Genomic DNA, 11,837 nt, shown 5'->3' on the forward strand with positions numbered 1-11,837 from the left:
TGTTCCTCCTCGTGTCTCTCCCGGACACGGGAAGCATGGTGTGAGTTTTATGTGACATGTGCAACTGTCCAGAAGGTCGCAAACGAAAAATTCTGTGACGCATTGCAGCATTAAACCGACTGTAAATCCTGGGTTCATCTTCGGTGTCTCATGTAATGGAACCACCCGCGAGGGTGTGAGCCACGACCATGGACTTTCCAAGAGTCGGGGCTATGCTGATGAAAGCCTGAAGCCGCGTGGGGAGTGCTCGAGCGGCGGGGCAAAGTGTCAAAACAAGACCGGATCGACCGGACGCGTGGAACTTGGAGAGATGAAGATGAAGAAAGCTCTTGTGCTGATGCTGGTCGGCCTTTCGGTCGCAGGCTGCAGCCAGACGGAACGAGGTGCCGGCATCGGCGCTGCCTCTGGCGCCATCATCGGTGGCATTGCCACGGGCAACGTCCGGGGTGCCGCTGTCGGTGCGGCCATCGGCGGCGTTGCAGGTGCCGTGATCGGTCGCGTCTCGGAACAGCCGGGCCAGTGCTACTACCGCGACCGCTACGGCAACCGTTACATCGACGCCTGCCCGCGCAGCTACTGACGCATTTGCCGCAAACGAGACAGGGCGGGAAGCAACACTTCCCGCCTTTTTTCATGAGTGCTTAAAAAGGGGGTATGCTATGAGGCGCATTTCCGCCTAAGTTGTCCGCCGGGTGGGGAGTGCCTGACGGATCGCGATGAAAGCGACATGCCGAGACCGAGTGGATGGACATTGCCGAAATTTAGTCATGCGTTCCGGCTCGGGCTGTTACTGACCGTCGCGAGCCCCCTGTCCGTCGGCATAACCTCGCAAGCCTACGCTTTCGAGCTATTTGGAATACGTCTATTCGGCAGCGACGAAGCCGACCGCGACATCATCGATCCCGTCGATTTCAGCATTGCCCTTGACACCGGGGACGCCGATCGCGCCCTGAAGAAATCTCTGGAACGTACATCGTTGCTGATTGCTGACGAAGATCAACCGGTATCCGGCGATCTTGGCCTGGTCATCAAGGCGCGTGACGATCGTGATCGCCTTATTGCGACACTCTATGAAAACGCGCTCTATGGCGGCATTGTCACCGTGACGATCGACGGTCGCGACATCGACAGTCTGCCGCCGAACCCGGTCTTCGACCGCTCACGCCCCGTCCCGGTCGCCATCTCCGTGCAGCCCGGTCCGACATTTGAACTCGGCGATATCAGCCTCGAGGGAGATGCGGCGCGTCTCGACCCGGAAGAATTCGATCTTGCCCCGGGCGGCAATGCGGGCTCGCTGGTGATCCTGCGCGCAGCGGAACAGATGGCCGAGCGCCTCAAGGAGCAAGGCAGGCCACTGACCAACGTGACCCGCCGTCAAGTCGTCGCCGACCACGAGACCAACACTGTCGATGTGACCATCGCCGTTGAAGCAGGCCCCGTCGCGCCGCTCGGCGCCGTCACCGTCAAGGGCGCTCGGGCAGTCGATTCGGACTTCATCGCCTACTACTCGCGGCTGAGGCCAGGCCAGACCTATTCGCCCGAGCAGCTGCGAAAGGCAGGCGAGAGACTGCGCACACTCGGCGTCTTCTCCTCGGTCACCGTCAACGAAGCGGACGGGCTGGACCCGAGCGGATCCCTGCCGATCGGCATCACCGTCTCCGAAGGCAAACACCGCTACTTCGGCGTCGGCGCGAGTTACTCTTCGCTCGATGGCGGCGGCATCGAAGGCTATTGGGGCCACCGCAATCTGTTCGGCCAGGCGGAATCGCTCAGGATCGAAGGCGCGGTGCGTGGACTTGGAGAATTGAAGGACGTCAGCGACGTCACCTCGCTCGACTACACGGCCGGCATCACCTTCATCAAGCCGGGCGCCTTCGTCCCCTCGGGAACGCTCGAGGCGAGCATCAAGGGCAGCACGCTCGAAACCGATTACTATGATGCCGCAACGGTGACGGGCAAGGTATCCTATGCCTATGAACTGACCGACACCGACATCGTCAATGCCGGTATATCCTTGGCTTATGACAGCATCGACGACGCCTTCGGCGATGGTAATGAATACCTGACCTTCGGCGTACCGCTCGGCTACATCAGGGACACGCGGGACAACCGGCTGAACGCCACCGAGGGCCATTACGGCACCATCTCGCTGACACCGAGCTACGATTTCTTCGGCCAGACCTTCTTCACTTCGCTCGAGGGCTCGATTTCGGCCTATCTCGGCTTCGGCGAGGAGGACCGCTTCGTGCTTGCCGGTCGTCTGAACGCAGGCACGCTGGTTGGCGGTGGCGATCTCTCTGCTATCCCCGCGACCCGACGCTTCTTCGCCGGCGGTGGTGGCTCGGTGCGCGGTTATTCCTTCCAGGAGATCACGCCGCGGACAGCGTCTGACGAGGGCACTGGCGGCCGATCCTATGTGACGGCCAATCTCGAAGCCCGTATCGGTGTGACCGACACGATCGGCATCGTGCCCTTTCTCGACATCGGCACGGTCACCGACACCACAGTGCCCGATTTCTCGGATATCAAGATGGGCGCAGGGGTCGGCCTGCGCTACATGACCCCCTTCGGTCCTTTGCGGCTCGATGTAGCGGTTCCCCTGGACCCGAATGATGGCAGCAGCCGTTATGCAATCTATGCCGGCATCGGCCAGAGCTTCTGACCGGGCAAGACAGGACGATAGTGAACATGATCTGGTTGAAGCGCATCCTGACCTGGACGATTCGCCTGCTGGGCGGCCTGGTGGCTGCGCTGATCGCGCTCTTTGTGGTGGTCATTCTCGTCGGCGGCTTGTCGCGCACGGGAAGCCAGTTTCTCGCCGACCAGATTGCCAAGCTCATCTCGACCGACAATCAGCAGATCACTTTGACCGGCACCGGACCACTGCTCAGCAGCCAGTTTTCCGTCGATCAGATTACGGTGGCGGACAGTCAGGGCATCTATGCGACCATAGATGATCTTTCGCTTGACTGGACGCCGCGCGATCTCATCCGCAAGCGTTTCACGGCCGAACGCATCACGGCACGACAGGTGACTGTCGAGCGCGCACCGCTTCCGTCCGCAGAGACGCCACAAACGGAAGAGCGTTTCTCGTTGCCGGTCGAGATAGATGTCGCCTCGATCGACCTCCCCTCGATTGAAATCGGGGCGGCCCTCGCAGAGCGCGATCTTGACCTTTCGGCACTGGGGTCACTGACGATCGTCGGCGAAACCATCGCAAGCCGACTGACCGCAACACGGCTGGACGATCCCGGCAATAGTGCCGTGGTCGACCTGCTCTATGCACCGAACGACAACCAGTTGCGCATCAACCTGGACTATCAGGAGCCGGCGGCAGGTCTTCTCGGCGAAAGGCTGCAGCTGCCCGGTCTCCCGGCGCTGGCGATCAAGGTGGACGGCGACGGACCGCTCGATGACTGGGCAGGCGAAGTCATGGCGTCGCTCGACGGCGAACGCACGATTACAGTCGACGTCAGCCACAAACTCGCCGAGGACGGAACGCGAGTGCTGACCGCAAATGGCGGCGGCCTTTTTGCCGGGCTCGTTCCACCCGAACTGCGAGACGTCCTGGCCGGGGAAACGGCGATCGATGTCGCGGCCCGACTGGGTGCAGACGGATCGGTTGCCATCGAACGGGGCCGGTTTGCCACCGCTACGGCCGAAGTCGAGGCCGCCGGTCTTTACGATCCGAACGGTCAAAACGATCTCAGGCTGGCGGCCCGTGCAACCGGTGAGCCGGTCGGCATCACCTCGCAGTCATCAGATTTCACCGGCGGCGTGAGGCTGCGGAGCCTCGATCTTGCCGTGACCGGACAGGCACCGGCCGCAAGCCTTTCGTTGCGCGCCGATCTGGCAGAAATCACCGTTCCCCAAGGCAGCTTCTCGGATCTGACGCTGTCGGCCGACAGTGACAGCTTCGACCTTGCAAACCGCGCGGGACCGGTCAACCTCCAGGCATCGGTCAAGGAAACAGACATCCGCGACGAGTCCGTTCGCCCTTATGTCAGGGGCCCGCTGACGCTGACAGCGCCGCTCACCGTGAGCTCGGAGACGATCGCCTTCGAGCAACTGGTTTTCGACAGCAACGGTCTCGATCTGCAAGGCTCTGGCGAATACACGCTGGCGAGCAACGGATTTTCCGGGCGTCTTGCCGTTCGGGCCGAACCCGACCTGCTGCCTCCCGCACTTTCAAGCCGGCTCAACGGTCCTGTCGATCTGTCCGCCCGGGTCGATTTCGTCGCCCCGAGTGCGGTGGCGCTGCGGGAGATCGTGCTGACGAGTGACATTGCCCAGGCCGAAGGCTCCCTCTCCCTCGATCAGAACGGCATGATCGCCACCGACCTGACCGGCCAGCTGCGGGACATCGGACTTTTCGTCGAACGACTTGAAGCACCTGCCTCCTTCAACCTGTCGGCGTCCGGCCCACTCGATGCGATCGAGGCATCCGTCACCCTTGTGGTCGAGGAGGGTCAAGCCGCCGGTTATCGTATTGACGATCTGACGCTCCAGCTCGACGGCGTGGCAAACCGTGAGGCGCCCTCCGCCAACCTCACGGCAAGCGGCCAGATCGATGGGAAACCGGTCGATGCGAAGGCGCAGGTCGTCAGCGCCGATGGCGTGACGCGGGTCGACGCACTCGATCTGGCCATCGGTCCGAACCGGCTGACCGGCGCGCTCGATCTCGGCCCGGACATGCTGCCAAGCGGCGACATTGCATTCGACTTTCCGGATCTGAGCCTGCTTGCCGCACTTGCCGGCCAGACCGTCGCGGGCGATCTCAAGGGAGAGGTGACGCTCGCATCTCGCGAGGGCAGGCTCGCGGCTGACGTTCAGGCTTCCGGCGCGGCAATCCGGCAAGGTGCGCTGACGATTGCGGAGCCGACCATCGATCTTCGGCTGTCCGACGTGATGGTCCTTGCGGCCGAGGGCACGGTGCGCGCCGCGAGTATTGCATCCGGCGCCAACCGCCTGGATACGGTGACACTAGCCTTCACGCGATCGGGCACCGACACGGATTTCGACATCACCGGACGTTATGACAATGCCCCTGTGCTCCTCCGGGGCGCGCTGAACCAGGGAGATGCAGGCCTCGCTGTCGCGATCGAAGAACTGAGCGCTGCACCGCGTGGCATTGCGCTCGCGTTGGCATCCCCCACCTCGGTTCGCGTCGCGGACGGGCAGGTCTCGATCGCCGAGACCGTCATTTCCGCAGGTTCAGGCCGGATTGCAGTGTCTGGAACCGTGGGTGAAAGGCTGGATCTCGCAGCCGACATCACCGCCCTTCCCGCCTCGCTCGCAGCAGCGCTTGCACCCGACATCGCGCCGGAAGGCACGATTTCCGGCACGGTCACGGTGCGTGGCACGGCAGCGGCGCCCGTTGCGGATTATCGCCTCGACTGGCAGAACGCGGCAATCGCCCAGACGCGGGGCGCTGGGGTGCCTCCGCTCGGCATCACGGCAAACGGCCGGTTCGAAAACCAGAACCTGACCCTGGACAGCCGCATCAATGGCGCTGGCATCGGCCTCACGGCGGGCGGCGCGGTCTCGTTGCAGAGCGGTCCTGGCCTCGATATCCAGGTCCAGGGTGATGTCCCCCTGTCCGCGGCCAACGGCCAGCTGGCCGCCCAGGGTTTCGTCGCCGAGGGCAATGCCAGCGTCAACCTGACGATCGGGGGAACCGGCGCACAGCCGAACATCACTGGCACCGTGTCCACCAGCGGCGCCCGTATCGTCGACGTGAGACGCAACCTCGCGATCGAGCAGATTGCAACGACGGTCAACCTCACCGGCACGCGCGCCGAAATCGGGAGCCTCACCGGAAACCTCGCGACCGGCGGACGGATATCGGCAAGCGGTTTCATCGATATCGCAAACCCGGGGCTGCCGGCAGACCTGACGATCAACCTGGACCAGGCCGTCTATGTCGATGGCAATACGGTGACCAGCACGGCGGATGGCCGGCTCACGCTCACGGGGCAATTGCTGAACGGCCCGACACTCGCCGGCGCGATCAACCTTTCACGCACGTCGATCACCCTCTCCGAGAGCCGCCCTGCCAGCCTCGAGGCGTTGGATATAGAACACCGCCATGCACCGCCGGCAATCTTGCGGCAGCAACCTGATCAGACGCCGGCGGAGGGCCGCTCTGCAAGCGCCCCCATCGCACTCGACCTCACCATTTCCTCGCCGTCCCAGACCTTCATCCGGGGTCGCGGTATCGACGCGGAACTCGGCGGAACAATCAACCTGACCGGCAACGCTGCCGCCCCGGTGGTCTCGGGCGCGTTCGAACTCAGGCGCGGTCGCATGCAGATCCTGACCAAGCGGCTGGACATCACTCGCGCCACCATCACCTTTGGCGGCGATCTCGTGCCATTGCTCGATCTGGAAGCAACAACCACATCCGGCAACGCCACAATCGTCATCCTGCTGACAGGGCTCGCCAGCAATCCGCAGGTGACCTTCAGCTCGACCCCTGCCCTGCCCCAGGACGAAATTCTGGCCCAGTTGATCTTCGGCCAGTCCCTGTCGCGACTGTCGCCGCTGCAGATCGCCCAGCTTGCCGATGCGGCTGCGCAGTTGGCCGGCGGACAGGGCACCTCGCTCTTCCAGTCGCTGCGCAACACGCTCGGCATCGATGATCTCGACATCTCCACCGATGAGACCGGGGGAACCAGCATCAGTGCCGGCAAGTATCTGAACGACCGGACCTATATCGAGCTGGAACAGGGCGGCAACGGCGGCGCCAAGGCGACGATCAACCTGGATATCGGCCGGGGATTGAAACTGAAGGGCGAGGCAGGTGGATCCGGAGCTGGCGGCGGCATCTTCTATGAGAAGGAATACTGAGCCGGTCGCCGATGGCCAACTCCGTCAGGCGACCTTGCTGGTCTTCAGGAGAATATTGGTTTCGGTGAAGTTGATCCCCTCGATCAGCCGGATCCGTCTGAGCGTCTCGTCGAAACTCGCGAGATCCCGCTCCTCCAGCTCGGCAATGAAGTCCCACTTGCCGTTCGTGCTGTGCAGGGAACGCACCTGTGGCATGCCGCGCAACTGATGGGCCACCCGGTCGTGAAACTTCCCGACCACTTCAATCATGATGATCGCCCTGACACCGCTGGGCTGGATCTCGCTGCCGGTCAGGATGGTGAAGGCCGCGATCGTTCCGTTCGCCACCAGCCGGTCGATACGGGCCGAAATAGTCGCGCGCGAAGCCCCGCTCATAGCCGCTAGCGAAGCGACGGGCAGGCGGGCGTTCTGGCGTAATGCGCCGAGGATCGTGCGATCGAGGTCGTCCATTTTACAAACTGTCACATGATGGTTGCGATCTGCGCAAACTATAGCGCTTTGTGACGAAGTTCCACCTTTTTGAGAACGTCGCTTTGCCCGATCATGCGGGTCAATAAAGAGAAGGACGAGACATGGCCATGCAACAGAAGACTGTCGCCCTCATCGGGGTAACGCTCGAGGAAGGATCGGGCCGCGGCGGGTGTGCCATGGGGCCTGCAGCCTATCGCATTGCCGGGATCGGTCCGGCCATGCGTGACCTCGGCTATACCGTCGAGGATCGCGGCGATCTTCGGCCGGAGCCGGCATCGGATCTGGCGGACATGCCACGCGCCAAGAACCTGCCTGTTGTCGGCGCCTTCACCCGTGCGATCGAGGCCGCCACTTACGAGGCGGCGGCAAGCGGTGCCGTCCCGATCCTGCTCGGCGGCGATCACAGCCTCTCCATGGGCAGCGTTTCCGGCATGGCACGTTATGCAAGTGAGGTGGGCCGACCGCTCTATGTTCTCTGGTTGGATGCCCATTCGGACTTCAATGCGCCTGAGACCTCTCCGTCCGGCAATATCCATGGCATGCCCGTCGCGTTCTTCTGCGGCAAGGCTGAATTTGCCCCGATCCTTCCGAGCGAGCGGCCATTCGTCGATCCACGGCATGTCTACCAGGTCGGCATCCGTTCGGTCGACGAGGAGGAACGCCGGCTGATCTCCGAGAATGCCGTCAATGTCTATGATATGCGCGCTATCGATGAAGAGGGGATGGGCAGCATCGTCAAACGCATCCTGGCAGATGTCCGCGAGGCCAACGCGCTGCTGCATGTCAGCCTCGACGTCGACTTCCTCGATCCCGACGTTGCACCCGGCGTCGGCACCACGGTTCCGGGGGGTGCGACCTTCCGCGAGGCGCATCTGATCATGGAGCTCTTGCACGACAGCGGGCTTGTCTCATCCCTCGACCTCGTCGAGCTCAACCCGTTTCTCGATGACCGAGGCCGCAGCGCCCGCGTCATGGTGGAGCTGGCTGCGAGCCTCTTCGGCCGCCGCATTCTTGACCGTCCGACCCGTGGCGGATGACTGCCACCAGCCACGCACTCAACATTATAGCATTATAATATGCGCATTTTTCGATTCAAGATTGCCTTTTGTCAATCCAGAACCCCCAAATTCTTAGGGTAAATGACCGAATTTCGCTCACTGACACCTCAGAAAATCGTTGAACATTGACGATTGCTTAAACCCACAAGGCTAATATTCACGTAGGAGCACTGGTCAGCGGTGCATGCAGGGATCCTTGTGAGGGGGAATACAGATGGGATTGATAGCGTTGCCTGGGGCGGAGTCAAAGGCGATCCTTGAGTCATTGGGGAGGTCACAGGCAGTCATCGAATTCAAGCTCGACGGTACGATCATCACAGCGAACGAGAATTTCTGTCGGGCGCTCGGCTATAGCCTTGAAGAGATCAAGGGCAAGCACCACCGCATCTTCTGTGATCCTGCCTACACCGCCACCGCTGACTACCAAGAATTCTGGGCGATGCTCAATTCCGGGAAATTCGAGAGCCGCGAATACAAGCGCTTGAAGAAGGACGGCAGCGAGATCTGGATCCAGGCCTCCTACAATCCCGTTTTCAAGAACGGAAAGCTGTGGAAGATCGTCAAATTCGCCAGCGACATCACGGCGGCAAAGCAGAAGAGTGCGGAAGACTCCGGCAAGCTCGAAGCGATCTCCCGTGTCCAGGCAACGATCGAATTCACGCCCACGGGCGAGATCCTGACAGCCAACGAAAACTTCCTCTCGACCCTCGGCTACACGCTCGGCGAGATCACCGGTAAGCATCATTCCATGTTTTGCGAGGCGGATTACGCGCGCACCGACGCCTATCGCGAGTTCTGGAAAAAACTCGCGTCTGGACAATTCGTCTCTGAGGAGTTCAAGCGCATCGGCAAGGGCGGCAAGATCGTCTGGATCCAGGCATCCTACAATCCGATCCTCGATGCCAGCGGCCGCGTCTTCAAGGTGGTGAAATACGCAACCGACATTACCGGCCGCGTCAACGCCGTCGACGAAATTGCCAAGGGTTTGACGGCGCTCGCCAATGGTGACCTGACGGCGACCATCGATAAGCCCTTCATCCCGTCGCTGGAGCAGATCCGCACCGACTTCAATGCCGCCATGACACGCATCGCAGCCGCGATGCAGGGTGTCAGCTACAATACGGATGCTATTGCCTCCGGCTCCTCGCAGATCCGCGAAGCATCGGACAATCTCGCCAAGCGCACCGAACAGCAGGCAGCGGCCGTCGAGGAAACGGCTGCCGCGCTCGAACAGATCACCCAGACGGTCGCCGATAGCTCGAAGCGAGCAAACGAAGCCGGGCAGCTTGTGGCGCGCACCAAGGAAGGAGCTGAAAAGTCCGGCTTGGTGGTGAAGAATGCGATCCAGGCCATGGGCCAGATTGAGAACTCCTCGAAGGAGATCTCCAACATCATCGGCGTAATCGACGACATCGCCTTCCAGACGAACCTCCTGGCCCTGAATGCGGGTGTCGAGGCTGCCCGCGCAGGTGAAGCCGGCAAGGGCTTTGCCGTGGTTGCCCAGGAAGTACGTGAACTGGCGCAGCGTTCGGCAACGGCCGCCAAGGAGATCAAGGCGCTGATCAACACCTCCTCGGATCAGGTGAAGACGGGTGTCCAGCTGGTGGGCGAGACGGGCAAGGCGCTCGAGCAGATCGTCATTGAAGTCAAGGACATCAACACCAACGTCGCAGCGATCGTCGAAGCCTCGCGCGAACAGTCTACCGGCCTGTCGGAGATCAACAAGGCGGTCAACGCCATGGACCAGAACACCCAGCAGAATGCCGCCATGGTCGAAGAATCGACTGCCGCGAGCCATAGCCTCGCAAAACAGGCGGCATCCCTGCGCGAACTGGTGTCACAGTTTAGAATTGGGCAACACTCTTCGCATAAAGTCATGGAAGCGCGTCCCGATGCTTCACCTGTGGCATCACCGGCACGCAAACTCATGGCGAGTGTCGCTCGCGCCGCAGGTGGCGCAGCCGCTGCCAAGGTACAGGAAGGTTGGGAAGATTTCTAATGGCAACTATCAGCTCCACCAGCTTCGGCAGTGAGACCCTCGAGATCATCGCCTTCCGGCTTCATGATCAGGAATTCTGCGTCAAGACCACGACCATTCGCGAAATCCGCGGCTGGGCCCCGTCGACGCCGATCCCGCATGCGCCGGCCGATGTCATCGGTGTCATGAACCTGCGCGGCTCGGTCATCCCGATCATCGACCTCGCCTACAAGCTGGGCATGAAGAGCACGGTTGCCAATGAGCGTTCGGCGATCGTCGTGGCCGAAGTCCACAACATGGTCATCGGCATGCTGGTCGACCGCGTTTCGGACATCCTGACCATCCCGTCGAGCCAGGTTCAGCCGGTTCCGGAAGTTTCCGCTTCCTTCGACAAGACCTTCTCTGAAGGCATCATTGCCAACGAGAACGGCATGATCTGCTTCCTGAACCTCGCCAAGATGTTCAAGGGTAGCGACCTGGAAGATCTGGCCGCCTGATCACGGCGACAGTTGACTGATTTTGAAGGGGCAGCGCTGTCAGGCGCTGCCTTTTCGCGTTCCAGGACCCGGTTGATCTCCACTTCGCACTGCCCTACCAGACGGCAACGAATCCGGGAGGCGAGACAATGAAACTGCTGCTGATCCACACGGGTGGAACGATCGGGATGGCCGAGACGCCGGAAGGGCTGGCACCCCTGAAGGGGCTCGTGGAAGAAGCGATTGCGGCACGCCTGCCCGCCGGCGCAGTTTTGACCGCTGACGTCTTCGATCCCTTGCTCGACAGCGCCGATGTGGGTCCTGCCCACTGGAACCGAATGCTGGAAACGATCCGCCGCCATCCGGATGCAGCCGTAATCATCACCCACGGCACCGACACCATGGCCTTTTCCGGTGCAGCGCTGAGCCAGGCTCTGGCGGGGGAGAACCGCCGCGTGATCCTCTGCGGCTCCATGCTGCCACTCGGGCATCAGGGCGATGCCGAGGGCAATCTCGATCTTGCGATCTCGGCTACGGCAAGCAAAGAGCCCGGCGTTTTCCTTGCCTTCGCCGGCAAACTTCTCGCGGCTGACGGCCTGGTGAAACATGACAGCCACGAAGCGGATGCGTTTCGCGCGCAGCCGCAGGCGACACCCGACGTGCCGCAGCGTCGGACTTTTGAGGACCGAAAGCTCGCGATCCTGACGCTCTCCCCAGGCATTCCGGCAGAAGCTGTGAAGGCGATGCTAGAAAGACTGGACGGTGCGGTGCTGCGTATTTTCGGCGCCGGCACAGCGATGAACGATACCGTCCTGCTGTCGGTGCTCGCCGAAGCAGTGAAGAGTGGAAAGCGGCTGCGGGCGGTGAGCCAGTGCGAGGCAGGCGGCCTGTCACCCGGCGCCTATGCGGCCGGTACCGGCCTCTGGAGCACGGGTATCGAAAACGGCGGCACCGAGACGCCGGAAGCAGCACTCATCCATCTCTGGCTAAACTGACGGCACTTCC

Annotated in this window: 8 protein-coding genes; 7 read left to right on the forward strand and 1 reads right to left on the reverse strand. The window is 61.8% G+C overall.

The genetic code is table 11. The features are described from left to right. Positions 1 to 316 precede the first annotated feature (316 nt). The 3 genes from GH983_RS18405 (at position 317) to GH983_RS18415 (ending at position 6,849) form a co-directional block, all read left to right on the forward strand. Positions 317 to 580 (forward strand): glycine zipper domain-containing protein, encoded by a 264-nt coding sequence (locus GH983_RS18405; protein ID WP_054149957.1) that lies wholly within the window; start codon positions 317 to 319, stop codon positions 578 to 580. 147 nt (positions 581 to 727) lie between these two features. Beyond that, entirely contained in the window at positions 728 to 2,662 is a 1,935-nt protein-coding gene (locus tag GH983_RS18410) for an autotransporter assembly complex family protein (RefSeq protein ID WP_194842751.1), read from the forward strand. A 26-nt stretch (positions 2,663 to 2,688) separates the two neighbouring features. Further along, positions 2,689 to 6,849, forward strand: a complete 4,161-nt coding sequence (locus tag GH983_RS18415; RefSeq protein ID WP_153763188.1) for a translocation/assembly module TamB domain-containing protein — start codon at positions 2,689 to 2,691, stop codon at positions 6,847 to 6,849. 24 nt (positions 6,850 to 6,873) lie between these two features. Here GH983_RS18415 and GH983_RS18420 read toward each other — a convergent pair whose 3' ends face one another. Then, positions 6,874 to 7,299, reverse strand: a complete 426-nt coding sequence (locus GH983_RS18420; RefSeq protein ID WP_054149868.1) for an Lrp/AsnC family transcriptional regulator — start codon at positions 7,297 to 7,299, stop codon at positions 6,874 to 6,876. Between the two features lie 122 nt (positions 7,300 to 7,421). On the opposite strand from GH983_RS18420, the gene rocF reads away from it, so the two are divergent. The 4 genes from rocF (at position 7,422) to GH983_RS18440 (ending at position 11,827) form a co-directional block, all read left to right on the forward strand. Further along, the gene (gene rocF / locus GH983_RS18425; RefSeq protein WP_153763189.1) at positions 7,422 to 8,357 is read left to right on the forward strand and encodes an arginase; all 936 of its coding nucleotides are present in this window, start codon (positions 7,422 to 7,424) and stop codon (positions 8,355 to 8,357) included. A 235-nt stretch (positions 8,358 to 8,592) separates the two neighbouring features. Next, entirely contained in the window at positions 8,593 to 10,377 is a 1,785-nt protein-coding gene (locus tag GH983_RS18430) for a PAS domain-containing methyl-accepting chemotaxis protein (protein ID WP_069042897.1), read from the forward strand. Then, a complete protein-coding gene (locus GH983_RS18435) occupies positions 10,377 to 10,853 on the forward strand; it encodes a chemotaxis protein CheW (protein WP_006724495.1) in 477 nt (158 codons plus the stop codon). The genes GH983_RS18430 and GH983_RS18435 overlap by 1 nt, the downstream gene beginning before the upstream one ends. Positions 10,854 to 10,981: 128 nt before the next feature. Continuing rightward, positions 10,982 to 11,827, forward strand: a complete 846-nt coding sequence (locus GH983_RS18440; RefSeq protein WP_069042896.1) for an asparaginase domain-containing protein — start codon at positions 10,982 to 10,984, stop codon at positions 11,825 to 11,827. Positions 11,828 to 11,837 lie beyond the last annotated feature (10 nt).

It is taken from the genome of Agrobacterium sp. MA01 (assembly GCF_009650195.1).
GTDB lineage: Bacteria > Pseudomonadota > Alphaproteobacteria > Rhizobiales > Rhizobiaceae > Allorhizobium.

Coding starts and splice junctions, on each gene's coding strand:
- GH983_RS18405 (WP_054149957.1), top strand. CDS start 317: ATGAAGAAAGCTCTTGTGCTGATGCTGGTCGGCCTTTCGGTCGCAGGC.
- GH983_RS18410 (WP_194842751.1), top strand. CDS start 728: ATGCCGAGACCGAGTGGATGGACATTGCCGAAATTTAGTCATGCGTTC.
- GH983_RS18415 (WP_153763188.1), top strand. CDS start 2,689: ATGATCTGGTTGAAGCGCATCCTGACCTGGACGATTCGCCTGCTGGGC.
- GH983_RS18420 (WP_054149868.1), bottom strand. CDS start 7,299: ATGGACGACCTCGATCGCACGATCCTCGGCGCATTACGCCAGAACGCC.
- rocF (WP_153763189.1), top strand. CDS start 7,422: ATGGCCATGCAACAGAAGACTGTCGCCCTCATCGGGGTAACGCTCGAG.
- GH983_RS18430 (WP_069042897.1), top strand. CDS start 8,593: ATGGGATTGATAGCGTTGCCTGGGGCGGAGTCAAAGGCGATCCTTGAG.
- GH983_RS18435 (WP_006724495.1), top strand. CDS start 10,377: ATGGCAACTATCAGCTCCACCAGCTTCGGCAGTGAGACCCTCGAGATC.
- GH983_RS18440 (WP_069042896.1), top strand. CDS start 10,982: ATGAAACTGCTGCTGATCCACACGGGTGGAACGATCGGGATGGCCGAG.